Source organism: Gemmatimonadales bacterium, from assembly GCA_036500345.1.
Classification (GTDB): Bacteria; Gemmatimonadota; Gemmatimonadetes; order Gemmatimonadales; family GWC2-71-9; genus Palsa-1233.
This window is the reverse complement of record DASYCE010000032.1, coordinates 141,975-168,102: the sequence shown is the minus strand read 5'-3', so window position 1 is coordinate 168,102 and position 26,128 is coordinate 141,975. Positions and strand designations below refer to the sequence as shown.

Sequence of the window (26,128 nt, the reverse complement as noted above, 5' to 3'; positions counted from 1 at the left end):
CGAACAATCGTGATGTCTAGAAGGCGTACCGCAATGTCAGCTGTGCCTGCCAGAAGTTGTTGGCGTTGACCACCTTCGGGAACCGGGTGTTGAGGTTCGCGAGATTCGGGTCGAAGCGGACAATCGGCGTTCCGTCCGCCTTCATCGCCGTCTGGGTGAAGAGGAAGACGTCCTGGAAGGTGCCGTTGGAACGGTACTGGCCCCAGCTCCCGTCAAGGAAGTTGAGGAAGTTGAAGATCTCCGCCTCGAGCGTCAGCTTGTGGCCGCTGAGCGACGGCAGCGACTGCCGCACCGAGAGGTCGAGCGTGCTGAAGAACGGATTCCGGCAGCTGCGCCGCGACATCAGCTTCCCCTGCTGGTCCTGCAGGCACGACATCTGGTTGACGAACGACTTGAACGAATCGGCCTGCTCTTCGCGCGAAATGTTGCGCGAGGCGCCGCCACCGACCGATCCGGTGAAGTTGACGAACATGGTGGTGTCGATGTTCGTCGTGTTGGGGATGAAGATCGGGTCGTTGCCGCTCACGCCGTCGGCGTTGAGGTCGCCGCTCGCACTTCCAACCTTGCCATAAGTATAGGTGAACGGGATTCCCGAGAATCCCTGATAGATGAACGAGATGTCGGTCGGGAGCTTCTTCCACGGCGCGGTGTAGGTCACCGCAGCGACGAGGTGCGACGGCTGATCCCACGCCGCCGGAGCGGTCGTCGTCTTGTCGAGGAGGTTCCCTGCGGTTTCCCAGCCGAAGTTGAAGTTCGACGCCGCCACGCTCGACGTGAAGTCCTGCACCGAGTATGACCGCGAATAGGTGTACGACGCGTTGATGGCGATTGAACGCGAGAACGCCTTCTTGAGCGAGAACGCGGCGCTGTACGCATGACCGTGCGTCGTGTTCTCGAGGTCGTAGGCGCCGCCGCTGTAGATATTCGGCACGCCCGGCTTGAGCGCCTTGGTTGAGGCACCGTTCGCGGCGATCGTGCCGTACATCACCCGCCCATTCGGATCGGTCTTCACCGCGATCGACGACTGCGCCAGATCGAGGTCGAGGTTGGTCATGAACGGCGCCTCGAGAACCTTGGTCCAGGTCAGGTCGATCGTCCCGACAAAGCCCATCGGCAGCTTGTGGTCCATGCCGAGGGTCGCGCGGAGATTTTCGGCCTGCTTGTACGACGGATCGACGGTGTTGACGACGCCGATCTGGCCCGAATTGAGGCCGGCACCATTGGCGCACTCCTGCGGGTTGTTCCCCGGTCCCACTTCACCCGCCGTGAGCCCAGGCGCCGGACCCGCGGTGCTCCCGCTGGCGCAGGTGAGCTGGCCCAGGCCGAAGCCGTTGTTGGTAAAGAGATTCGCCATCCAGACGTACGGCGGAATCCCGGCGAACGTCCCGATACCGCCGCGGATCTGCGTATAACCGTCGGCGCTGTTGTAGTTGAAGCCGACCCGCGGGGAAATCAGCCAGTTCGACGGAACTTCTTCGGTGTTGCGCTGGAAATGATTCGCGATCGAATCACTGTGCACCGGCTTGTCGAGGAAGACCGGCGCCTCGCCCCGGAGACCGTACACCACATTGAAGCGCGGACTTACCGTCCATTGATCCTGCAGGTAGAACGCCAGATCGGCGGTCTTGAATCGCGCCGCCGGATCGACGCCGCCGCGCGGGAGACCGACCGCGTAGCTGTGCGCATTCCCCGCCGCCAGCGAATCGAGCCCGTTGAACGACCAGGCGCCATAGAGATTCTGTTCGAAGAAGTCGACCGACTTGTAGAGATCGCTGCGGGTACCGATGGTGACGAGGTGCGCCGCATTCCCCTTGAAGGGGAAGGTGTAGTCATCGTGGAATTCGTAGATGTCCTGCTGCAGGCCGTTGATGTGCGAGTTGGAGTCCGCACCGGCGATCAGCGAATACGTCCCCGACCCCGACGCCACTGGCACCGAGAAGACGCGGATCTGCGGACCGACATAGCTCAGCGCCCGCGAGAAGTTCTGGTGGATGTAGCCGAGCTGGAATTCGTTGTTGCCACCATTGGTGCTGTTGTGGAACCACTGGAACGAATTGGAATTGTCGATCTCGGCGCGGCGGAACTGGTTCGACGTCAACGAGAAGGTCGACGCCGAGCGCGAGAAATCGTCGCCCTTGGCATTGTCGTAGATGTTGCGGAAGACCATGCGCGACTTGTCGCTCAGCGTCCAGTCGACGCGGGCGACGAGGTTGGTGATCGGATTCTGGTCGTTGATCAGCCCCGCCGAGCCACCGGGAATACCGTACGTTCCCAGGATCTGCGTGAACCGGTCAAACGTTGCCTGGTCGATCGGCGGCCCAGGGGTGATGCTTGCGGACTGGCCGAGGTACGGTCCCGCCGCCGGCTTGGTGGCGCGGTTGAGTTCGCCGGCCACGAAGAAGTGGAGCTTGTCCTTGATGATCGGGCCGCCGATCGACCCGCCGAACTCCTTGATGGAGAACTGCGAGTTCGCGATGAACGGCACGTTGCTGGCGATGTCCTGGTTGCGGAAGGTGTAGAACGCCGTCGCCGCCACCGTGTTGGTGCCGTTCTTCGTCACGGCGTTGACCAGACCGCCGGTGAAGCCGCCCTGGGTCACGTTGTACGGCGCCAGCACCACGTCGAACTCCTTGACCGCTTCGAGCGAGATACCGCGCCCGCTCGCCTGGCCACCGAGTTCACCGGTGTTGCCGAGGCCGAAACGGTCCTGCTGATCGGTCCCGTCGACCTGGATCGAATTGAAGCGGTTGTTCTGGCCGGCGATCGAGATCGCCTGGCCGGTGGTGCCGCCGCTCGCCTGCGGGGTCGTGGTGATTTCCGGCGTCAATCGGATGAAGTCTTCCAGCTGGCGATTGAGGGTCGGAAGCCGGCGGATCATCGTGTCGGAAACGGTCGTCTGCGCGCCGGTCCGTGAGGTGCCGAAATCACCGGTCGACGGCGCGGCGTTCGCCACGATCTCCTGGAGCTGGACCGCCAGGTGCTCCATGCTGAAGCTCTGCTGCGTGGTGTTGCTCAGCGTGACGCGAACATCACCTTCCTCTTTCGGCTTGTAGCCGATCGCGGTCGCCGAGACTTTGTAGTGATCAACTTCGAGTCCGCTGATGACGTAGCGGCCGTTCGACCCGCTCACTGCCGACCGCGTGAGCCCGGTGCTGCTGCTCGCAGCCCGGACGGTCGCATTCGGAATGGGATTCCCGGCGCTGTCCTGGACGAAGCCGCCAATGGCACCGGTCGTGGCCCCCTGGGCCATCGCCGTTCCCGGCGCGATCAGCAGCACCAGAAACGCGGCCGCACTGGCCAGCATCAGACGCACTATCCGCTGCATGCCTGCTCCTGTTTTGTCAAGATGGTGAACGCGTGTGGGCGGTGGCACCGCCGGGGGATAATGTCGTTCCCAAAGCCGGGAGTTGCAAGTTGGGAAACCCGGAAAAACCGCAGCCGTGGCAGGAGGGTGACATTGGCGCCAGATCAGGCCCGGCGCGACTCCCACCAACGCCAGAGCCAGTATACGGGGACCCCCGCCAGAATGATTCCGAAGGTGAACCCATTGTCGCGCGGATTGGTCACCACCGCGTTGACCATCATCCCCACCGACGCCACCAGAAAGAGCGCCGGCGTGATCGGATACCCCCAGGTGCGGTACGGCCTCGGCATCTCCGGACGCCGGCGCCGCAGGATGAAGACCCCCGCCACTGCCAGCGCGTAAAACGGCCACGTGCCGAGCACGAAACGGTCGGCAAGCTGGGCGAAGGAGTTCTGCAGCACGTAGAGCACCGCCAGCGCGGCGGCGAGCCAGATCGCCACCGACGGCGTCTTGAATCGCGGTGAAACCCGCGCCACCACCGGAAAAAGCAGTCCGCGGTCGCTCATCGCGAAGAAGACCCGCGGCCCGGTCATCAGCGACCCGTTCACCGACCCGAAACATGAAACCATGACGATCCCCGACACGATCGCACCGCCGGCCGCGCCAAAGAGCGGGATCCGCCCAGCCGCAGCGTCGGCGACGCGATCGGTCGCTGCGATCACCGAGACCGGGAGGAGATGCAGGTACGCGACATTCATCAGGAGATAGATCACCACGATCGCGCCGGTGCCGAGGATCAGCGCCAGCGGCATGTAGCGGCCGGGATTCTTCACCTCGCCGCCGATGAAAGAGAGGTTCGACCAGCCATCGTAGGTGTACATCACCGGAACGAGCGCGGTCAGCAGCGCCGAGGTCGTGACCACCGCCGTCACCGGGGCCGCGGCCGCAGCCGGTGTTCCCGCCGCGAAGGCGAAGAGCCCCAACCCCACCAGCGCGCCGTACTTGAGGACGGTGGTGAAGTTCATCAGCACCGCGGCGTAGGAGATCCCGACGTAGTTGAGTCCGGCGATCAGGACGACCGCGATCGCCGCCACGTAGCGCTGCTGCTGGGCGTCGAGCGGGATGAAATGGGCGAGGTAGGTGGCAAAGACTGATGATATCCCGCCGATCGCCGACGCCCGGATCACTGTGAGTTCGGCCCACCCGTACAGAAAGGCCCAGAAGCGCCCCTCCGCTTCGAGGATGTAGGCGAAGATCCCCCCCGACCGCGGGAATGCCGCCGCCATCTCGGCAATCGACAAGGCACCGGTCAGGGTCACGATCCCGCCGAGGACCCAGACCAGGAGCATCGGGCCGGCAGCGCCGACGTCCTTCGCCACGACGCTTGGCACCCGGAAGATGCCGCTCCCGATCGTCGTCCCGATCAGCACGGCAGCGGCGCTCCAGAGCCCCAGATTGCGCGGGAGACGGTCTTCGGACACGGCAGGCTCGGTCACCGATCTCCCTTCGTGTTTGCCCTGCACAGCCGGATCACACCAAGTATTTTGCGGTGCCCAAAACTGCCACTGAATTGCCGCCCCGCCTAGGGGGAGGCTGGAAGGTCCGTCAGACTGATGTCAAACCCAGCTGGTGCGCGCGCGGAAGCGACCGCCGTCCGGAACCCGTCGCTCGCCGCCGACCTCGTCACGCTGACGAAGCCGCGCATCATCTCGCTCCTCCTGATCACGACGATCGCTCCGATGTTCATCACCCCGGCCGGACTGCCGACCTGGCAGCAAGTCGCGTGGGTGACCCTCGGCGGCTACCTGATGGCGGGGGGGGCCAACGCCATCAACATGTGGTTCGACCGGGATATCGACGACAAGATGACCCGCACCCGGACCCGGCCGATCCCGTCGGGGCGGATCCCGGCGAACGCGGCGCTCCTCTTCGGCCTGACCCTCGGCGCGGTCTCGTTCGTCCTCTTCTGGCACTTCGTGAATCCGCTCTCCGCCGGGCTCGCCCTCGCGGGGCTCGCCTTCTACGTCCTCGTCTATACCATCTGGCTCAAGCGCTCCTCGCCGCAGAACATCGTGATCGGCGGCGCCGCCGGCGCCTTCCCTCCGATGGTCGGCTGGGCGGCGATGACCGGATCACTTTCCCTCGGCGCGGCCTACCTCTTCGCGATCATCTTCTACTGGACACCGCCGCATTTCTGGGCGCTGGCGCTCAACAAGCAGCGCGACTACGGCGCAGCCGGCGTCCCGATGATGCCGAATGTCCATGGCGTGCACGAGACCAAGCGCCAGATGCTCCTGTATACGCTGATGCTGATCCCGCTCACGATCATGCCGTCGATCGTCGGCGTGACCGGGCTCGTCTACGGCGTCGCCGCGGTCCTCCTTGGTGCGCGCTTCGTGCAGCTCTGCTGGCGAATCATGCGCGAGGACGGCGTCACTCCAACGACGTGGAAGCTGTACAAGTACTCGCTCTCGTACCTGGCGCTCCTGTTCGTGGCGATGGCGGCCGACCGGTGGATTCCGTTCGGGCATCGCGCCCCGCCGCCGCAGATGTACATCCTCGACAAGGCGCCGGTCGCCAACGCCACGCCGACCCCGATGTCGATGCCAATGGCGGATTCGGGACGGTGATGGTGCGAAACGGCAGTCGCCGGGCCCTCGTTCCCCAATCGGTGCGCAGGCTCTGGCCGCGGGTGCGGCCGTACCGCGTCGGGCTCTATATCGCGACGATCACCCTGATCATGGCGTCGTCGATCACGCTGGCGTTCCCGCTCGTGGCGCAGCATCTCCTCGACGCCGCGTTCGTCCAGCACGACCACCAGCTCCTCGACCGGATCGCGGAAGCGCTGGGCGCACTCTTCATCTTCCAGTCGATCCTCAACTACATCCAGGTCTATTTCCTCTCCGCCACCGGGGAACGCGCGATCGCCGGGTTGCGCCGTGAACTCTTCGGCAAGCTGCTGGAGATGCCACCGGCGTTCTTTGCTGACCGCCGCACCGGCGAACTGACCTCACGGCTCACCATCGATGTCGGGCTGGTGCAGGCGATCATGAGCAACCAGCTGGCCGAATTTGCGCGGCAGGGGCTGGTGCTCGTCGGCAGCGTGGTGATCCTCTTCATCATGCAGTGGAAGCTGATGCTCACCACCCTCGGCGTCGTTCCGGTGATCATCGCGTCGGGATTCTTCTTCGGACGCCGCCTCAAGCGGATGACCACCACGGTGCAGGATCAGGTCGCCGACGCCACGGCGGTCGCCGAAGAAGCGTTCTCGCAGATCCGGGTGGTCCAGGGATTCGCGCAGGAGGAGTACGAGCGGGGACGGTACGGCAGCCAGATCACGCAGATGGTCACGACGGCGCTCAAGCGCGCCAGGACGCGAGCACTCTTCTTCGGGATGCTCACCTTCACCGTCTTCGGCGGCGTCACGGTGGTACTGTGGCAGGGCGGGCGGATGGTGCTCGCCGGTGATCTCACTCCCGGCAAGTTGATGTCGTTCCTGCTGTACAGCATCAACATCGCGGCCTCGATCGGCGGGCTCACCTCGTTCTACGCGGCGTATCAGGAAGCGATTGGCGCGGCGGATCGTGTCTTCGGACTCCTCGAGCGGTCGCCGGAGATCGCCGATCCGGTCGCGCCGGCGGTGCTGCCGAAGCCGGTGCGCGGCGAGGTGGAGTTCCGCGATGTCGCCTTCCGCTATCAGGCGGGAACCACGGCGCTCACGTTGGAGAATCTCTCGCTCCAGATGCGCCCCGGCGAGGTCGTGGCACTGGTCGGACCGTCGGGTGCGGGAAAGACGACGATCGCATCGCTGCTGCCCCGTTTCTGGGATGTCGAAGGCGGCGCTGTATTGCTCGATGGCATAGACGTCCGCCATCTCGCGCTCGGTGACCTTCGCCGCGCGATCGGCACGGTGCCGCAGGAACCGGTGCTCTTCAGCGGGACGATCGCCGACAACATCGCCTACGCGCGTCCCGATGCCACGGCGGAGGAGATCGAAGCGGCGGCACGGGTCGCCAACGCGCACGAATTCGTCGACCGGCTCCCCGAGCGGTACAGCACGCTGGTCGGTGAACGCGGCGTCAAGCTCTCGGGCGGCCAGCGCCAGCGGATTGCGATCGCGCGCGCAGTGCTCAAGGATCCGGCGGTGCTGATCCTCGACGAGGCGACGAGTTCGCTCGACAACGAGAGCGAACGGCTGGTCGAAGCGGCGCTGGAGCGGCTTCTCTACGGCAGGACGACGCTGATCATCGCGCACCGGCTGAGCACGGTGCAGCGCGCCGACCGGCTGGTGGTCCTCGATCGCGGCCGGATCGTGGAGGAGGGAACCCACGCGGAATTGCTGCGCAACGGTGGCATCTACGCCAAGCTCTTCCAGATGCAGTGGCGCAACGGCGAGGATATCTCGGCGGCGATGGCGGCGATGCAGTAGGATCGGGGGTGCCGCAGGGTCCGCGACCGGAGCGAGTGGGGCGAGACGCGCGCCGCCTGGGCAATACTCTGCGCCGCACCGCTGATCTTCCGCGACTGCGCCTCACCCGGGTGAGCACGCCTGTCGAGACTGTTGCATTGATCGGTCTTCCTCCGCGGCTGACAGCCATCCAGCTCGACCCGGCACCGAATCCGCGTTGCCGCGCGTCCAAACCCCTGCGCCGAATGTTCTAACCAATACGCCGAACATCCAAACCACCGCGCCGTACCTCCCAACCACGGCGCCGAACGCCCAAACCTCCGGGTCCGGCGATCACTCTTCGCGACCTGGACGCCAAACCAATCGACATGCCGGCAAGAGCAGTCGTGACGCTGGCCAACACAATCATACCGGGAGCCAAACCATCGCGGCACATTCCCGAAGGAGAGAGAACGATCTTTATTCGCCAACGACGCGCTCCAGATACCGCCAGGACGGAAACGGGATATCGCGGTCAGCAAACGAAACCAGTTGAGCCGATTACGAGATGAAAGTTGCTGTCGTCAAGAACACCCGAGACGGGAACGAACACTCCGCGCAGCGAGAGCTTCTTCAATGATCACCAATCCGCCGAGGCATCACTGGCCTCGAGGCTTCACCGCGCAGTGACATTGTATCCAATCGCAATTGCGACCGCGCCGTACTCCACATGTATAGAAATTGGTCGCCTATGACGTTTTGATCATCCCCCTTTCAAATGGCAGCGGCAGTACCGATAGTCCATGGCATCAGTCAGATCAGTTGACCGTTTGTTGTCCCATCTCAGGCGTAAGACATGTTGCCATTCAGGCCATTGTCCAACCCTGTTGCACCCGTTGCCGCTCCGAAGGATTCGGTTGAGATGGCGACTCGTCTGCTCTTCGCCATCCTCTCCTGCCCATACGCGTACGAATCGGCCAATGGCTTTGCGCACCGCGTCGGGCTACGGAATCGACATCACCTCAATCGTGTGCTGCATCGAGTCGGATTGCCGCCGTTCAGGGTGCTTTCCACGCTGACGCGGATCCTCGCACTTCGCGATGCGGCGGAGGCGCATCATCGTTCCTTTTGCGCCGAGACGATCGACGTGAACTACGAACCGGCGTGGGCGTACCGCGCGGTCCGACGACTCACGGGAAGAAGCTGGTCTGAAGTGCGGCATCTCTCGCACGACGAGTTCGTCGCGCTGGTGCTTGAACATCGGCATTGACGGCGCGACAGGTGAGGCTGTACCCATCGCCCAAAGACCAACCGCCCCCGTCCGATGACCGGACGGGGGCGGTTGTCTTGTCCCTGCGATCAGCAATTGATCAGGGCTGCGAAATCCTGAACTGGAACCATGACGGGATCGTCGTCCCACCTTCGTTGAAGCTCACCAGCGTCAAGAGGTACGTGCCGCTTGTGAGCGTCTGGGTAGCAGACTCACCGCAATTCAGTGGCGTTGTTGCATCATCGCCGACGTTGCCGAGCACAGGACCCTTGTTATCCGCGAGAACCGCGAGACAGCCGGAACCGTCCGCGCTCTGAAGGATCAGGCCGAGATCGTCCGTAGTCGAAGCAGTCCACCGAATGTCGCCGGACATCTTGGCGTTAGTCCCGATCGTCACAATCCAATATGCGCAGGTGATACCGCCACCGAAGGCAGCCACCGCGCCGGCGGAGCACGCGGTCGGAATTCCGCCGCCATTGCTCACGACGTAAGAGCGGCTTCCGGTCAGAGGAATCGTGTCAGCGGTCGCGATCGAATTGGGGTGCGTGCTGCTCGGACCCCCGTAGACTGAAGTCGGGGTCACGGACTGGCCAGACGGCAGAGAGAGCGCGGTGCCCGGGAGATAGCTCAGCACGATACCGGTGTAGGTGACCGCACCGGTCGTTCCAGCGAGCGGTACAACCTGCGCCGTCGAGCTGTCGGCCGAGATCGATTCGATGCCAGCCTTTGTCCCGCCGACCAGTACCTGCGAGGTCGACGTAAAGCGGAGCGCGCTGCCGAGCGCCACGGTGATCGGAACGCCGATATCCGGCGTGGTCGTGGAAAACGTAGTCGGCGCCGTCGTGAGCAGGTTCGATACCAGCGAATCCTGCGTCACGAGCGTCTTCTTGACGATCGTCGGAGCGGCAAGTTCACCGACGTTGGTGACCGATGCTGGTCCGGTGATTCCCGGGCCTGCAACCAGGGTGAGCTTCGTCGAATCGGCCGAGAGCGACACAATCCCGACGGCCCCGGTGGTAAAGGTCACCGCTGACGCGTGCGAAAAGACTGACCCGGCCGGTGCGCTCAGGACCAGCGTGTCGCCGAAGGAGACGGTGTGCTTGGACAAGGCTGATCCGAGCGTGATCGGGCGGACCAGCACCGTCACCGTCGTCGAGATCCCGGTGTTGACCGAGGTTGGTGTGGCGACGAAGGTGTAACGCCCAGGCGTGATGCCCCTGATGTAATACGCCTGTGCCGTCTTGTCGCCGGTCGGATTGAGCGTGTCGTTCAGGAATTGCGGTCGATAATTGGGGATCGGGTTCACCGCGATTCCGGCCGGGACGCCGGTGATCGTGTAGCTGGTCAGTGCGCCGAGGTTGGCGTCGTTGACGAGGCGAAAAATGACTTCGTCCGAATCGCCGGCATTCATCGTGGCGAAGACCGGATTCGCCTGCACCAGATCGTAGTTGCTGTTGTTGATATCCTTGCTGGCATAGCTATAGCAGCCTGCCAGCGTGAACATCCCGAGAACCGCGACCGCACCACACGTGATCTGCTTCATGCTGGACTCCTGAGGAAAGGTCCTTGGTGCCACCAGACACCAGTCCGTTGTGTAACGCTGTGCTAGTTGTCGTTGTTGAAATAGGCCCGCGGCAATCCCAACCAGCTCGCGATATCCATGACCGATTGCGGGTCGATGAGCTCGCGCCACCCTGGCGTCCCCGGCTCCGATGTCTCGTTGGAACGGAGCAGGACGTAGTTGCCGTTGTTGTCCCGATCGCCGAAGATGAACCAGCGATCCTTTGACCGGGTAATCCGCCAGACGAGATATCGAACCTTGCTCTGGCCACCCAGGTTGTCGTTCAGCGAATCGGTTGGCGAACCGTACTTGGCGAAGACCCGGCCGCGCGCCGTCTTCCACCCCGGGACATATCGCACCGCGTAATGGGCGTTGGCGTACGCGATCGCATTGTAGAATGCGATCCGCGCTTCGTTCTCCGGTGTCGCCTTGTTGTTGTCGCGCTTGGCCCAGAACTCGATCAGGAAACGGCGCTTCGCGGCCAGGGTGAGCTCGTCGCGCTTGTACGGCTCGAGATCGCGCCTGGTCACTTCCGGAAGGATCTGGAGTTCTTCCGCCGCGGCGTCGAGCGAATCTTCGGGCATCGAGTTGAAATACGACTCGTCCAGTCCGCGTGATGCGTTGTTGACCGCGATTTCACGCTGCAACGACGGCTCGATGGCGTTGACCACAAACGATGCCTGGCGGTCGATCGTCTGGCCATTGACGGCGAGCGCCGCCTTGATCAGGTACGACCCCGCCGGAAGCCCCTCCACCGAGAACTGCGACGCAATCACGCCGCCGCCCGCCGGGATCGACTTCTGCACCGGAATCAGTGTCGCGATCTCCTTGCCGTCGGCCATCGCGACCTTGAGCGTGAGCGTGGCACTGGTCGAATCGGGCGAATACGCTTCCATCAGGAATCCGACCACCGGTTGCGACACGTCGACATGTACTTGCGGCGCCGTCACGAACCGATAGTTCCCTCGAGCGATTTCCCCCGGATCGAGGGCAGTGTCTCCCGACGGAACGACGCGGATCCGGTTTGCCAGGAGGAGGTCCGATGCTCCCGGCGACTGCATGTACCCGTCAAAGTGAACGCTGTCCGTGGTCACGCGCCCGGTTGCGGAGTCGGTGACTTCGACCTGAACCCAGTAGTGCCCCGGGAGCACTCCGAAACTCATCTGCTCGATGGCGGATGCATTGTCGGTGCGCAACGATGCAGCCGCGTGCTTGGTCCACCGGTCGGCGTCGAGAAGCTTCCCCGCATCGTCCTTGACGCGTACCACGACCTGGTATGCGAGGTAGGCGTCGGGCCCCGTGCCGACCGGTGTGGTCAGCGAGTACGGCACTTCGACCATCGTCAGCACACTTGTCTTGTGCGCTTCCGGTAGCCAGAACCGCACGGCGCGCATCTGGATTCCGCCAGGCGCGGGAGCCTGTTGGCTCGCGAGCGCGGCAGCAAGTACGGCAGCGATCAGCATGGATTGTCTCCCTTGCAAATCCCGGCCGTAATGCCCCGTGGCAGAATCCCCGTCATGGGTGTCGTTACCAGCCGAGCGTAATGGTGTAGAAGTTCACGTCGCCGATCACGCCGATCCGCTTCCAGGCGTAATCGAAGCCGAGTTGGAATCCACCCTTCGACGCGAGCCAGACCCCTCCGCCGTAGGCAATGCCGGCGTTCTTGTCATCGCTTGGCTCGACGTATCCGACCAGGCCGGTGTTGCCGTAGCTGAGCGACGGGTTGTAGGTGTATGACCCGCGCAGCGCCACGCCGAATCCCGATCCACCGATGTGGTCGGCCGCGAACTCCGCACCGCCACCGAAGGCGCCGCGATTCGACCGCATCTGGTTGAATTCACCCATCAGCGCCAGCTTGGCGCCCTTCGTTTCGACCACATCGTAGGCGAGTGCCACCCGGAAGAGGGTCGGAAGGCCGAACGACGAGGCGAGCAATCCGACGGGGACCGGGAGCGAAACGATTCCGCCCTGGCCCGGTGTGGTATCGCGCGTCGCGCCGCGGTCGATCTTCTGATTCAGCCCTTCACCGGAATAACTCATGTTGGTGCCGAGGTTCGACAGTGAGAAGGCGAACTGCACTGCCTTGCCCCCGAGCTGCGAATGGAAGTGCGTCCCGAAGTCCACGGCGAACGCGCTGCCGTTGACGTCACCGAGGTGATCGATCACGCCCTTGGCTGTGATACCAACCGAGAATCGGTCCGAAAAGTTCTTCGCCAGTGTACCGGCGATGAAAGTTTCGTTGACCGAGTAGAAGGCGCCCGTGCCTTCCGGATCGCCAACGGTGTAGACCGGCTGGTCGGAGAAGCCGAAGGTCCCGATCTGGAATCCCAGGACGCTCGAGCCGCCGCCGAACGGGAGTGCGACTGCACCCCAATCGAGCTTGGTGTCGCCGACGTACTGCAGTTGCGATCCCTGGATCGCCGGTCGCTTGAGAAGCGCGACGGCGCCAGGATTGGCGTTGAGGCCGCCGACGTCGGTTGCGACCGCGGCATAGGCGCCACCGAGCGCCATCCCCCTGGCGTTGGCGCCAAGAAGAAGGAATTCGGCGGCAGTAGTGCCGTAGCCGGTGTTGTCATTGCCGGTCGTGGACTGCGCCGCGGCAATGGCGGGAGCAAGGAGGAGCATGCCTGCAGTAGCGCCCTTCAGAACAGAGAACCGAATCATCTGGTTTTGTCTCCTTCGGTCCGGCGCCCGCCCACGCGGTGCGCCGGACCAGGTGTAGAACGTTGGACGTTACTGGACGGTGCTCGCGTAGTTGACAATGGTCATGCGGCCAGTGCGGTTGAGGCCGCCGGCTTCGATGTTGTAGAAGTACACGCCGCTGGACACGAACTGGTTGGTGCGGTTACGCACGTCCCAGTGGACGATCGCCGAGAACGAGCTGGTGTTGTTCTGCAGCACCCGAACGAGGACGCCGCTGACCGTGTAGATCCGGATGATCGCGTTTGCCGGGACATTCACGAACTGGATGTCCTTGGTATCGACCGACTGGTCGAACGCGCTGGTCACGTAGTACGGATCCGGGACCGTGTGCACCTTCGCCAGGACGTCACCCGTGACGTCGGCGACCGTGTTGGTCGTGTTGACCGTGAGCTGGAAGCCGATTCCCGGAGCCGTGAACGGCCGGAATGGATCGGGGTGGAACACATACTTCCCGCCAGCACCGGCTCGCCCATTGCCGCCGGTGATTGCCCCGGTGTAGTCGCGCACGGTCCACTGGGTCCCCGACGCCGGCACTCCGGCGGCGAGCGTCATCATGTAGTAGTGACCCTTGAGGTACAGGATGAAGCCGGTTCCAGTCGCAGAAACCGACGAAGGATCCTGCGTCACGGCCTGGTCGCAAGCCGCCGAGGGACCAGAGGTCCCAACGACCGCGTCACCTGTGACGCAGATCAGGACCGGTCCTGGAACAGCGGTCTGCGAAAGCGCTGCCGCGGCGCCGCTGCATGGATACAGCGACGTGATTGCGGATTGGCTCTTGAGCGGTTGAACGCAGCTGATCGCCGTCCACGTCAAGGCGCCATCCGAGCGATTGGCGAATGTCCCCGCCTGAGTAACCGCAGATGGATTCAGGAAGCCCCACGAGGATGTGATTCGCGTGTCGAACGGCACCACGGTGTTGTCAGTCAGATCGATGACCGAATCGACCTTGCCGCCGGCGCCCCAGTACATCCGGTAATCCGCATCCGTGATGAACGGCGACATCGCACCAGCCACATCGCGATAGTTCGTCGGGACCATGAAGTACTCGATCGGCCGCCAGATGTGAGTCACACCGGCGAGCGCGCCTGCATTGTTCAGCGTTGCCGGCAGCGAACCGTCATTGAAGGCATCGCCGTTGTCGCTGTTCGGATTGGCCGTGGTTTCGTTGTCGCCGATGAACCAGCGCGGTCCGTTATAGGCGCACAGACGCGCGGGGTTGGTTGCGAACGGCGTCCCGCTGGTACCGCCGTTGATGCAGCCACGGCCCATGATCCCTGTGGTGTAGCCGCCGGGAACGTGGATGGTCATGGTTGCGGGGATCGAGAACCCGTTGCCGCCGCCGAAGACGCTCGACGACGCGGAATCGACTGCCAGCGCACCGAACCCGGCTGAGAACGTCGTCGTCGCACCACCGCCGTAGTCCGCTTCGTTCATCGTGGCGGGAATGGAGAATACGCTCGTCCCGGCCGTATTCGTCACCGACATGTATTCGGTGAAGACTTCGTTGCCACCACCGCCGGATGCAGCGGTATTGAGCAGAATCGAGTCGAGCTTGACGGTGGCCGTGACAGTCTTGAGGACCTGGGTCACGAGAATGCCGACCGAGAGCGAGGCCGAGTTGCTGATCGGCATCTTCTTCGAGAATTCGCCCGTGAGGGTATCAATCGTCGGCTGCGTCGTGTCGGTCAATGCGACACCGCGGCCGCTGAGCCCGCTCACCGCGATGGTGCCGCTTGACGACGTGTTCCCGGCCGCGCTTTGCGGCGTGACCTGCTTGGTGACACGCGCCGATTCGAGCGACGTCGGGCCGTGGCCCGGTGCGTTCACGTCGAATGCAGTGACCGAGTAGAAGTAGTTGATGCCGTTCACGACGCCGCAGATCTGACAGGCGCCGAGGCGGTCGATGAAGACGAACGGTACACCGGTGTCCGCGAGCGGGGGGAATGAGCCGTCGAGTGCACCAGAGACCGCCGTATCGGCGGTCACGGTGAGCGACGTCGTCCCACCTGCCAGCGGAACGCGGCAGGTCGTGCAGCTCTGGTCTTCAAAGATCAGCGGAGCGCCCGAGGGCTGCGGCCCGATGTTGAAGGTCCCAAACTTGGTCGGCGCCGTTCCCGCATGCGTCGGATTCGTCGGCGTCGGGAAGGTCACCGGGCAATCGGTCTCGATGCCGAGTTCCGGGGCACAGTTTCCGCTGACCACGGTGCCGGTGAAATCCTTGAACGTCGTGCCGGCGTAGTCGAACTGCGCCAGGAGCTGAAGGCCGGTTGGCGAGTCGCTGCGGCCGCGGTAGATCCGGTACCCCTCAACATCGAACTGACGATAGTTCGGATCGTAGAGCGGATTCGGAATGGAATTGCCGTCCGCGTCCTTCGTCAGCGGCGAACCGACGACGGCGAAGAACGGATCGCCCAGCGTTTCGGTGTCTGACGGCTTCCAGAGGACCGTGACCTGCTTGTCACCCGGAATCAGGAAGAACTGCGGTGCGTCAGGCGCGAATTCCTGGAGGAATTTCGCGTTGAAGACGGCCTGCGCCACCAGCGCCTTCGCCATCACCGAACCCTTGATCACCGAGAAGTCGGTCTGGACCGGGTCGTGATGGCTGCCGTCGCCATTGGTCAATCCGCCGTTGTATCCGGCGAACCCTGCCAGCGAGTCGATCCGGTTGGCACCATTGTACTTCACCATCGAGTCGGACGAGGAGGTCCAGGTCGGATCACCCGGATCAACGTTCGTCGTCGCGTTCGGCACGAAGCCCGGCAATGCCACCGGCGGTGCGAAGATCAGCGCGACGACGATCGTACGGAATTCACCCGGCGCCAGCGTGAGCGGGCTCGACGACTCGATCATCCGGATGTCCGTGAACGTTCCCTTCTTGACGAAGCAGATGTGGGTGACCTTCGGGTCGCCCGGGACATCGCATGAACCATCGGTCTGAGTCGGCGTCCCCGCGAGGATGCGGTAGAGGATCGTCGTGTTGGCAGGGTCGGCGTTCCCGGCACCGTTCACCGAGTTGGTGAAGAGCTGGATCGCCCCCGGGCCATCAGGTCCCTTGAGGTACTTCATGCCGACGAAGCCGACGCCGGCGAAGAACGGCGGTGCGAAGATCGCCGGATCGAACGACCACCCACCGGTCCCCTTGCCGAACGTCGCGTCGTAGGCCATCCCCATCGCGAACGGCAGGTTGACCGTGGCGTAGTTGTCGCTGGCGTTGCCGACGTCTGGATCAGCCGCATACGCCATGAGCATCGGGCCGATGGTGTAGCCACCGGTCGGCAGCGTAATGCCGTATTTGGCGTTGTTGAGCGACTGGAACTTCTGCCCCTGGGCGCAGAGGAGGTCTCGAATTCCGGCACGTGCGGCGGCGTAATCCGAGCAGTTGGCCGAGGTGACGTTGTACAGCGTCACCACGACGTAGACGACGTCCTGGTTGCCGGCCGGATAGTTCCACGCGAGGAGCCGGTGGTCGGCGAGAATGCCGAGTGGGTGGGCGCGGCCGTTGATGAGCGCCGGATTCCCTTCCCACGCGACGAAGTGCACGTCGCCCTGCGACGCGCTGACCAATCCCTGCAGCGGCGTAGCGTACAGATCGGCGACCGCGTCGCCCTGCGGCACGAAGGCGTCCGAAGGCCACGACGCGACGTCGGCGGAGTTCGCCGAGTTGAAGACGTTCTCGACACCTTCGGAATGCTCATGGAGACCGGTGGCGTCGAAGAACAGGCCGCCCGCCGTGTCGCCGCCCCACGGATTGGTCGGCTTGGTCCCCTGAATCTGGCCGGCGACCTGAATACCGGAGTTGAAGATGTAGTTGTCGATGGTACCGCGGGGCCAGAAGCCGCCCTGCGTCGTACCGCGACCCGACGAGTCAACACCGATGTTGCCCAGACTCGCCAATCCGAGCTCGACGCGGTTGACCCCGATCGATCCGAGGGCGCGAGCGAAGAGCTTGAATTGTGGCTTCGCTCCCGGCGCCGGCCAGGCCGAGGCCGTGCCGGGGAGGAGTGCTGCCGCGAACGCCGCCAAGGCAACCCCGGCGGAAAGTTTCCGCATACTACGCAGTGCGTGCATTGATGATTCCTCGGGTCTGAATAGTCGTCCGGACGCGGCGGCAGCTCACGCTGCCGCCGCTCCGGGCCGGGTCAGAAGTTTACTTCAAGTCCGAACCTGATCGTTCGCCCACCGGTGACAAAGTCATAGACGCTGTTGATCTTGGCATTGTTCGCATTCGACGCAGCCTTCTGCTCGGCGATCGTGTATACCCCGTCGCCGTTGCCGAACCGCTGTTCCGACCGGATGTAGTAGAAGCATTCCGGCGCGAACGATACCTGCCCGTTGTTCACCGCACCGCAGCCGGCAATCGTCTTCGGGAGGTTCAACGAGCCATCGGCTGCGTTGTACAACCCGGTGGTCTTGCCGAAGGTGGCGAAAGTGGTCGAGTCGTTGGTGTAGTTGACCGCTGCGTTCGCGCCCGAGTTCGTCGTGCCGGTCTGCGAGAAGACGCCGACGACGTTGGTCAGGTTGAGCAGGTTGCGCGCGTCGACGTAGCCGGTGAACTGGTACCGGCCGACCCGGAAGTCCTTGGTGGCCCGGAGGTCGAGCTGCTTCAGCATCGGGAACCGCGACGTGTTGAAGCCTTCTGCTGCGCCAAGGTCGCCGCAGGTTCCGGTCTGGTTTGCGCCGTTGACGATACCGGTCACGACACCCACCGAGCCCGGGTCAGTCGGATTGCAGCGCGTGTACGGCAGCCCCGATGCGATGCGTCCGGTCACGTAGAAGCCGGTCCGCTTGAGGATCGTGTTGAGGAGCGTCCCCTTCTCCCAATCGCCCGGGAGCTGGATGCTGAAGAGCGCAGTCAACGAGTGCGGCCGCGACGTGCCGGTCGGAAGCGCCGCAGTCGGCGGCGTCCCGGTGAAGCCCGACAGCGGCTCGAAGAAGCCGAGGTACGAGAACGGATCGGTACCGGTGTTCTTCGAATCCTGGAACGAGTACGCCAGCGAGCCGTTGAAGTAATTGCCGATACGACGGTCGAGGCGGACGTCGATACCGCGGGTGTTGCCGAAGTCGGTGTTCTCGACCTCGTACAGCACCTGCCCCGCGAGCGTCTGCGGATTGATCGGGTGCTCGAAGGCGAACGACGGGTCGGCAACGATGTCGTTGTTGTACACCGCCACGTCGAGCACCATGTCTTCGCTGAAGGCGTGACGGGCGCCGAACTCGAAGGCCACCGTCTTGCCGAAGTCGAGGTCCTGGCCCCAGCGTGAACGCGAGTTCTGGCCGCTGGTGTTGATGTCGGAGAGCGAATTCGCGTAGATCAGACCGAAGTCCGGCGCTTCCACATCCTGCGCGTACGAGAGCCGGAAGTTGGTCTTGTCGGTCACCGGGAACGAGACCTGGATGTGCGGTGACACGTAGTTGTGCGACGGATCCTGCACCAGGCCGCAGACTGCGTCGGCGCTTGGCGCCTGGCCGGCCGGGCAGAACAGCGAGTCGGTGCCGAACTGCGTCAGCGTCCGAGCCGGCCCGCCACTGTTGGCCGGTACCGCACGCGACGAGATGTTCGGGAATTCGTTCCAGCGCCACGCCTTCGACCAGTAGTAGTCGTAGCGGACGCCGGCGACGAGGACGACGTCACCGAGATCGAGATGATCTTCGGCGTAGGCATCGTACCGAACCGGCTTGCCGGTGAAGGTCGTCGAACCGGTCGACGAGTTCTGGAAGTCGGTCAGGTTGTAGCCGGTGTATTCGCCGCCGATCTTGAGGCGGTTGTAGCGATCGGCCTGGAAGTCGATATCGGCCTTGCCGACCCAGCGATTCTCGATGTCGTACGAGAGCTGCGTGTCATCGGCACCGTTGCCTCCTGCCGCGCAGCCGCAGACGCCATCAGGCGGAAGGTTCGCGGTGTACGACGGCACGGCACCGTACTGCCCGGTGTTCTTCGGATCGGTGAGGCCGATCCGGTGGCCGACGTTGTTGAGCAGCACGTTGTAGATCAGCGTCGAGTCGATCGGGAAATCCGACGGCTTGATCCGGAAGTCGAGCTTGTGAGTGATGATCCCCAGCGGCGACGACCGCGTTGCCGACTCCGACGACTGCGTCAGCTTGCCAACCGTCGTGTTGTTCCACTGGCGCGAGATGTAGGCATCGAGCGTCAGCTGGTGGTTTGCCTGGCGGATGATCGTCTGGGTCCAGTTGAGCGTGGCGACGTTCGAACCATCGATCGTGCCGGTTGCCGTCCCGTCGCTGAGCGTGTTGCGACGCTGGTTGCCGCTATAGAGGTAGCTCAGCGCGAGACGCGAACCCTGACCGAAGGTGTAGTTCAGCTTGTCGGTCGTGAAGTAGTTCGTGTTCGGGCTCTGGTACGACTGATTGGCGTGGCAGGTCGCGCCGTAGTTGTTCGCGATCGGAGCGTACGTCGAGCTGCTCCCCTGGAACGAGCTGCACGGACCCTCGGTGACGGCGTAGTTGTAGACCTTGACGTCGACGCTGTCCGTGACACCGGAGCTGAGGCCGGGACCGACCTTCGACGCGTTGGCGATCCGGTACGTCGTGTCGATGCTGACCGCCGAGTAGCTCGGGAAGAGCCAGCCGTAGGGGCCGCCGTTCTGCGCATTGTTGCCTTCGAGCCGGCCCGATGCGAAGAAGGTCAGCCGCTTGGTGATCGGACCACCGAACGAACCGGCGAAGTTGTTGTTCCCCTGACCGTAGTACGCGCCGCCAAGCATGCCGGTCTCGTACGACAGATTGCCGGTGAACTTGCTGCCGCCGGTGCGGGTCGAAATGTTGATGATACCGGCCTGCGCGTTACCGAACGACGCCGAGTTGGCGCCGGTCGTCACGTCGGCTTCTTCGAAGCCGTTGGTCGCGACCTGCAGCTGCGGTGCGCCTGCCACCGCATTGCCGCCAGTCGCCGTCGCCTGGCCGGTGTGAATGCCGTTCTGCACCGGAACGCCGTCGATGTAGGTGGCGTTCTGGTCGACGCGGCCGCCGCGAACCGAGAAGAGTGGCGTGCACGGCGAGTTGGTGGCGCAGCTCGTCACCTGGACGATACCGGGCTGGAGTGCCAATGCCTGGCCGATACGATCGACCGGGAGCTTGTCCACCATGTCGCCGGTGACGACCTGCTTGGTCGTCGGTTCGTCGCGCGGGACCAGCGCGTTCTGCGCCGCGGAGGTCTGCACCACGAGTTCAGCGATGTTGACCGGCTGGGCCTCGAGCGGGAAATCCTGGTTGACCGTCTGACCCGCGAGGACACGGAGACCCGCAACGATCTTCTCCTTGTACCCGATGAACTTCGCCGAGAGCGAATACGTCCCTGCCGGGATGTTCTCGATGAAGTAGTACCCCTGGGCATTGACCGGCGCGCTGAACGCCGTGCCGACCACCGTCACTCTGGCGTTCGCCACGGGCTGCCCCTGCGCGTCTTTCACGTAGCCCTGCACCTTGCCGGTCGACTGCGCGCTGAGCGACGCAATCCCGGCGGTGGTGACCAGCGCCACTGTCGCAAACAGTGCGCGGGCCAGACTTCTCAAACAACGCTGCGTCATGGAAACCTCCGAAGGCGTGGTACGAGGTGGAGCAATCCTTCGTGTTCAGCGCCCGCCGAAGCTGCACGGGACTGATCCTGCGATGTTCCGCTGGTGCGGAACCACACTGAAACCACTGCGACGCGACATCATGGTCGCGCATCATGGAGCGAAGTGGTGAGGTGCTTGGTGCGGTGTACGGAGCTTTGTCGGGTTGCCGAGAATATGTCGGCCCCCCGGAAAAGTGTCAAGTTATGGTCACGAGCGAGGTTTGGGGTTGGTGTGGCGTGACCGCAATCCCCCGGTCCCCCCAATAGAGGTTGACCTCGCTCCGGACCCCGAATTCCCCGGGGAGATAAATCCCCGGCTCGACCGAACAGCCGGTCCCCGGCAGCAGCCCCCGGTCGTCATGCGTCTCGTAGTCGTCCAGGTGCGGTCCCGACCCGTGAAGGTCGCGGTCGATGCTGTGGCCGGTCCGATGAACGAAGTACTCCCCATACCCCGCCTTTTCGATCACTCCCCGCGCTGCCTGATCGCCGAGATACCCCAGCACCGGTTCACCCCGCTGCTGCCGCCCCTGCATCATCGCAATCGCCGCGTCCCGGGCATCGCGGACCACTCCCCAGACCTCGGAAACCTTTGCGGGAACAGCACTTCCGGAGAACCCCATCCAGGTCTGGTCGGCAAAGACTGCCCGGGGACGCATCCCGCCCCAGAGGTCGAGCAGGACCACTTCATCCTTCGCCAGGGTCCGGTCGGCGCCGGGGTGCGGCTCGTAATGCGGCATCGCGGCGTTCGGCCCGAACCCGACGATCGGATGCGTGGTCAGCGACAGACCGGCCCGGGTCATCGCACCGACGACCTCCTGCTGCATCGCCGATTCGGTATACCCTGCCCCCCCCAGTTTCACCGCCTTCGCCAGCGCCGCCAGCGCCACCTCGCGCAGGATTTCGGCAGCCTTCACGTGCTCGGCAGTTTCCGCCGCGGTCCATGTCGCGGCGAACCGGGTCACCAGGTCGGCGCTCGAGACGATCTTCACGCCGAGCGACTGCAACAGGTCGATCACTCCCCAGGGAATCCGGTCCAGGTACGGCACGGCGTCCTTCGCGGAGATCTCCATCGCTGCCGTCTTTCCCGCGAGCGTGCTCCGCAGTGCCTCGTGCAGCTCGGCGTGGCGCGAGAACGGAATGATCGTGCCGGTGAATGTCTCGAACGGCTGCATCTCGATCCGATGCACGATCGCCGTCATCTCTCCCTGTCGCGGCACCCAGACGAAGACGCGCCGCGTCCCCATCCCTCCGGGGAGAATCCGCTGCGCCACCGGGTTGCAGCCGTGAAAGTCGAAGAGGAGCCAGCCGTCGGCTCCGACCTGCGTGAGCATCCGCGCGACTTCGTCGCGATCGAGTTCCGCCAGCGCCGTCATTCGTATCCCTCCGTCCGCATCGCGCGCCAGAGACAGTGGCGATCGCCGCGGCCGCAACAGAGTTCGTGCGTGACACTCCACTCGAGTCCACCAACCTGCCGCAACAGCTCGGCAAACGCCGAGGTGTAGAACTGGCATGCGGCGCCATCTTCGCGCGCCTGCAAGGCCATCGTGTCGTGCATCTCGCAGCGCAGCCGGCCGTCGGTGGTCCGCAGGTCGGCGCCAAGCCATCGCTGTCCGATCCGCGACGAGGCGCGCAACGCCAGCGAGACGCCGAATTTCCCGGGTGCGGCGGCGATCCCGATCCGCTGGCCGAGGGAGCGGCGCTTCGCGGCGTAGCGGGCTGCGCGGCGTCCCGCATCGGCGTAGACCAGCGCCGCGTCCGGCCGGCGTCCCACCAGACGGAAGATCGCCAGCACATCGTCGGCGGCGACGTCGGTTCCGGCGCGCACCTGCTGCCGGTAGCGCGCCACCTGCGCCGCGACCGTCGGCGAAAGGCCAAGTCGCTTGGCGGCGAGCTCCTGTTCCAGGGCGCCCAGCCCGTCGTCGGCTGGGGTATCGATATTCTGGACGGCTTCGAGCAGTGAGAGCGGGATCAGCGCCGGCGTGGGGTGCATGAGTGGTGAGAAGATAGCGGAGGCGTGTCCGGCCACCGGCGCGCTGGCGTCTCCCCTCGACTCCAACGAGCTTTGCTCATGGCTGCCGCCCCCATCGCGCTGTTTGAAGATGAAGCCGTTCCGCACCTCGACACGCTGTACCGCGTGGCCCTTCGCCTGACCGGCGACCCCGCGGCGGCAGAGGACCTGGTGCAGGACACGATGCTCCGCGCCCTCCGCGCCTGGAACTCCTTCCGTCCCGGATCGAACGCCCGTGCCTGGCTGGTCACCATCCTCAGGAACCAGTTCATCAATGGCTGGCGTTCGCGCAAGCGGGCACCGGAAGGGATCGACATGGAAAGCGTTCCCGAACCGGCCGACCTGAACGACCCCGATCCCGAGGGTCGATTCTTCAACGAACTGGTCGACGACGAAGTGCTGCAGGCCGTCGACGCGCTCCCGGAGGAGTTCCGTGAAGTGCTGGTCCTGAGCGACATGGAGGGGTTGCCGTATGCCGAGATCGCGTCATCGCTCGAGATCCCGGTGGGGACGGTCAAGTCGCGGCTCTTCCGCGCCCGCAGGATCCTTCAGGGTCGGCTGCGACGTTATGCAGAGTCGACGGGAATTCTTACGCACCCGAATTCGGAATGACCATGCTCCCACCTGAATGTGAAGCCGCCGTGGATCAACTCGACGCCTTGCGTCGCGGCGAGCTTCCGCCTGATCAAGCGGCGCTCCTCCGCCTGCACCTCGACGGCTGCCGGCGGTGCCTCTGCATCAAGATGCACGAGGAAGCGTTCCTCGACCGGCTCGTCTCGGCGGCGCACAACGCGACCTGTCCCGACGAACTTCGCGCCACGATCTATCAGATGATGGCCAAGGAATCGCGTGACAACTGAGCCGATCGCCGATGTTCTGGTGATCGGTGCAGGTCCCGCGGGGAGTGCGGCGGCACTTCATCTCGCGCGCGCCGGCCGTCGGGTCGTGCTGCTCGATCGCGCTCGCTTCCCGCGCGACAAGGCGTGTTCCGAATACATGAGTCCCGAGACGGTCCGGCACCTCGATCAGCTCGGCGTCCTCGATGCGGTCGACGCAGCCTGTGGCGCGGCGCTCGACGGCTCGCAGGTGATCGGTCCGTTCGGGTCGCGGCTCGCCGGCCGCTTCGTCCGCGCCGGCGGCACGCCGTTCCGCGCCACCGGTCTCGGCCTCCGCCGCCGGATCCTCGATGCAATCCTGGTCGATGCGGCGCGCGAGGCCGGGGCGGTCGTGATGGAAGAGATGACGGTGCAGCAACTGCTCCACGACGGCAGCGGCGCGGTGTCGGGTGTCGCCGCCCGGGACCGCACCGGCGCGCTCTGCCATTTCGCCGCGCGCGTCGTCGTCGGTGCCGACGGCCTCGGCAGCGTGGTGGCGCGGCGCGCTGGATTGCACCGTCGCGGCGCCATGCGCCGCGTGGCGTTCGTGGCGCATTTCGACGGCGTGCGTGACGTGACGCCGGTCACCGAACTGCACGTGTCGCCCGACGGGTATGCCGGGATCAATGCGCTCGATTCCGGGATGACCAACGTCGCGCTGGTGGTTCCGGCGGCGAGTGCGGCGCATGCCCGCGGCAACTCGATGCAGTTCTTCCGCGATCGGGTCGCCGCGTTTCCGGGCGTGCGTGACCGGATCGACTTCTCGCGGATGACGCGCGAGGTGCTGGTGACCGGTCCGTTCGACGCGATGTCGCGCCGAAGCACCGCCGACGGCGTTCTCCTCGTAGGCGACGCGGCCGATTTCTTCGATCCCTTTACCGGCGAAGGGATCTGCAGCGCGCTGCGGGGCGCCGCGCTCGCCGCGATCGCGATCGACGAGGCGCTGTCGCGCCCCGGACCGATCACCGCGCGCCGCCTGGCACGCTATCGCCACGATCGCCGCCGCGCCTTTCTCGGCAAATGGCTGGTCGAGCGGCTGGTTGGCTACGGGATGATCGCGCCGGCGCTCTTCGATCGCGCCGTGTCGCGGCTGGAGCGCAAGGGAATGGCCGATACGCTGATCGGTGTCACCGGACAATTCGTCTCGCCGTGGCGGGTGATCAATCCGGTGTACCTCACGCGGATGGTCTGGTGACCGCACCACGCGGCACCATGCCGCCGATCGACCCCGACAACTTCCGCAGGCTCTGCGGGCGCTTTGCCACCGGAGTCGCCGTCGTCACCACACTCGACGACCGGGGCCACCCCGCCGGGATGACGGCCAATTCGTTCGCATCGGTGTCGCTCGAACCGCCGCTGATCTCCATCGCCGTCGATCACGCCGCCGAGATGCACCCGGCGATGCTGGTCGCGACACGCTTCACCGTCAACATCCTCGAAGCCTCGCAGGAGGCGCTGTCGCGGCGGTTCGCCGCCGGTCTCTCCGATCGGTTCGACGGGATCGGGTGGACGCGAAGCAGCGACAACGACGTGGTGCTGTCGGGGACGCTGGCGCACATCAGCTGCGAGATGTGGGGACAGGTCGAGGCGGGCGATCATACCCTCTTCATCGGCCGGGTCACCGGTGGCGACGCCGCCGATCACGGACGGCCGCTCCTCCACTACCGCGGCGGCTACGCCGACGGCGACGCCCTGTGACCCACGGCGGCGCGCAGACTGCCGGTCAGGGCATGCTCCTCTCGCCGATCGGCACCGAGGCGCTCGACGATCCGTCGACCGATCCGGCGCTGGTTCGCCGGATGCTCACCGACATCGCGCGCGCCAATCGCTGGCTCGGCGGCGCCGCAGCGGTGCGATACGGAATCGGAAAGCTGCTCACTCCGGAGGACCGCGGGGCGACGCTCACCCTCGTTGACATCGGCACGGGCGCCGGCGACTTGCCGCCGCGCGCGGCAGCGGTAGCAAGGAAGCGCGGCGTGACGCTGCGGTCGATCGGTCTCGAACGGACGCCGGTCGCGGCGCGGCTCGCGATGCACAATGGCCTGCCGTCTATCGTCGGATGCGCCGGCTCGCTGCCGCTGCGCCCCGGAAGCGTCGACATCGTCCTGCTCTCCCAGGTCGCCCATCATCTCGGCCGCGACGCGACGATCGATCTCTTTCGCGCGAGCAGCGCCGTCGCCCGGCGTGGGGTTCTCGTCGCCGATCTCCGTCCCGGCTATTTCGCCGCCGCCGGTTTCTGCGTTGCCGGTGCCGCACTGGCGATGCATCGCATCACGATCCGTGACGGCGTCACGTCGCTGCGCCGCGGGTATACTGTCGCGGCACTCCGGTCGCTCTGCGCGGGGGCAGGCGCGGGGCACGCGTCGGTCGTCCCGTTCGGGATCGGCCGGATCGTGGCGTGGTGGCGGACCGATGTCGATTCGCCGCCCTCGATCGGCTGACCAGTC

The 26,128-nt window shown here is 64.7% G+C and carries 17 protein-coding genes; 8 read left to right on the top strand and 9 right to left on the bottom strand.

Annotation, left to right across the window (positions count from 1 at the left end; translation table 11 throughout):
* Nucleotides 1–16: 16 nt before the first annotated feature.
* Together VGM20_15095 and VGM20_15090 are read right to left on the bottom strand one after the other, a co-directional pair.
* Nucleotides 17–3,325 (bottom strand): carboxypeptidase regulatory-like domain-containing protein, encoded by a 3,309-nt coding sequence (locus VGM20_15095; GenBank protein HEY4102195.1) that lies wholly within the window; start codon nucleotides 3,323–3,325, stop codon nucleotides 17–19.
* 143 nt (nucleotides 3,326–3,468) lie between these two features.
* A complete protein-coding gene (locus VGM20_15090; protein ID HEY4102194.1) occupies nucleotides 3,469–4,800 on the bottom strand; it encodes an amino acid permease in 1,332 nt (443 codons plus the stop codon).
* Between the two features lie 117 nt (nucleotides 4,801–4,917).
* Between VGM20_15090 and VGM20_15085 the strand changes: the two genes are divergently transcribed.
* The 3 genes from VGM20_15085 to VGM20_15075 all read left to right on the top strand — a co-directional run bounded on the left by VGM20_15085 (nucleotide 4,918) and on the right by VGM20_15075 (nucleotide 8,961).
* The gene (locus VGM20_15085) at nucleotides 4,918–5,934 is read left to right on the top strand and encodes a heme o synthase (GenBank protein ID HEY4102193.1); all 1,017 of its coding nucleotides are present in this window, start codon (nucleotides 4,918–4,920) and stop codon (nucleotides 5,932–5,934) included.
* Nucleotides 5,935–5,936: 2 nt separating this feature from the next.
* Nucleotides 5,937–7,733, top strand: a complete 1,797-nt coding sequence (locus tag VGM20_15080; GenBank protein ID HEY4102192.1) for an ABC transporter transmembrane domain-containing protein — start codon at nucleotides 5,937–5,939, stop codon at nucleotides 7,731–7,733.
* Nucleotides 7,734–8,613: 880 nt separating this feature from the next.
* On the top strand, nucleotides 8,614–8,961 hold the full coding sequence (locus VGM20_15075) for a hypothetical protein (GenBank protein ID HEY4102191.1): 348 nt from the start codon (nucleotides 8,614–8,616) through the stop codon (nucleotides 8,959–8,961).
* A 100-nt stretch (nucleotides 8,962–9,061) separates the two neighbouring features.
* On the opposite strand, the gene VGM20_15070 is transcribed toward VGM20_15075, so the two are convergent.
* The 7 genes from VGM20_15070 to VGM20_15040 form a co-directional block, all read right to left on the bottom strand.
* A complete protein-coding gene (locus tag VGM20_15070) occupies nucleotides 9,062–10,504 on the bottom strand; it encodes a hypothetical protein (protein HEY4102190.1) in 1,443 nt (480 codons plus the stop codon).
* A 62-nt stretch (nucleotides 10,505–10,566) separates the two neighbouring features.
* Nucleotides 10,567–11,985: a GWxTD domain-containing protein gene (locus VGM20_15065; protein ID HEY4102189.1), complete on the bottom strand. Its 1,419-nt coding sequence runs from the start codon at nucleotides 11,983–11,985 to the stop codon at nucleotides 10,567–10,569.
* 64 nt (nucleotides 11,986–12,049) lie between these two features.
* Nucleotides 12,050–13,147: a PorV/PorQ family protein gene (locus VGM20_15060; protein HEY4102188.1), complete on the bottom strand. Its 1,098-nt coding sequence runs from the start codon at nucleotides 13,145–13,147 to the stop codon at nucleotides 12,050–12,052.
* A 108-nt stretch (nucleotides 13,148–13,255) separates the two neighbouring features.
* On the bottom strand, nucleotides 13,256–17,275 hold the full coding sequence (locus tag VGM20_15055) for a T9SS type A sorting domain-containing protein (protein HEY4102187.1): 4,020 nt from the start codon (nucleotides 17,273–17,275) through the stop codon (nucleotides 13,256–13,258).
* Nucleotides 17,276–17,364: 89 nt separating this feature from the next.
* Nucleotides 17,365–20,769, bottom strand: coding sequence for a TonB-dependent receptor (locus tag VGM20_15050; protein ID HEY4102186.1), 3,405 nt, complete (start codon nucleotides 20,767–20,769; stop codon nucleotides 17,365–17,367).
* 226 nt (nucleotides 20,770–20,995) lie between these two features.
* Nucleotides 20,996–22,171 (bottom strand): M24 family metallopeptidase, encoded by a 1,176-nt coding sequence (locus tag VGM20_15045; GenBank protein ID HEY4102185.1) that lies wholly within the window; start codon nucleotides 22,169–22,171, stop codon nucleotides 20,996–20,998.
* Entirely contained in the window at nucleotides 22,168–22,788 is a 621-nt protein-coding gene (locus tag VGM20_15040; protein ID HEY4102184.1) for a hypothetical protein, read from the bottom strand. Before VGM20_15040 ends, VGM20_15045 begins: the two co-directional genes overlap by 4 nt.
* Nucleotides 22,789–22,866: 78 nt before the next feature.
* Between VGM20_15040 and VGM20_15035 the strand changes: the two genes are divergently transcribed.
* The 5 genes from VGM20_15035 to VGM20_15015 are packed head-to-tail and all read left to right on the top strand — an operon-like array spanning nucleotide 22,867 to nucleotide 26,122.
* Nucleotides 22,867–23,418: a sigma-70 family RNA polymerase sigma factor gene (locus VGM20_15035; GenBank protein ID HEY4102183.1), complete on the top strand. Its 552-nt coding sequence runs from the start codon at nucleotides 22,867–22,869 to the stop codon at nucleotides 23,416–23,418.
* A complete protein-coding gene (locus VGM20_15030; GenBank protein ID HEY4102182.1) occupies nucleotides 23,415–23,666 on the top strand; it encodes a zf-HC2 domain-containing protein in 252 nt (83 codons plus the stop codon). Before VGM20_15035 ends, VGM20_15030 begins: the two co-directional genes overlap by 4 nt.
* Nucleotides 23,656–24,876, top strand: coding sequence for an FAD-dependent oxidoreductase (locus VGM20_15025; GenBank protein HEY4102181.1), 1,221 nt, complete (start codon nucleotides 23,656–23,658; stop codon nucleotides 24,874–24,876). Before VGM20_15030 ends, VGM20_15025 begins: the two co-directional genes overlap by 11 nt.
* Nucleotides 24,873–25,379: a flavin reductase family protein gene (locus VGM20_15020; GenBank protein ID HEY4102180.1), complete on the top strand. Its 507-nt coding sequence runs from the start codon at nucleotides 24,873–24,875 to the stop codon at nucleotides 25,377–25,379. The genes VGM20_15025 and VGM20_15020 overlap by 4 nt, the downstream gene beginning before the upstream one ends.
* Nucleotides 25,376–26,122, top strand: a complete 747-nt coding sequence (locus tag VGM20_15015; GenBank protein ID HEY4102179.1) for a methyltransferase domain-containing protein — start codon at nucleotides 25,376–25,378, stop codon at nucleotides 26,120–26,122. The genes VGM20_15020 and VGM20_15015 overlap by 4 nt, the downstream gene beginning before the upstream one ends.
* The last annotated feature ends 6 nt before the right edge of the window (nucleotides 26,123–26,128 follow it).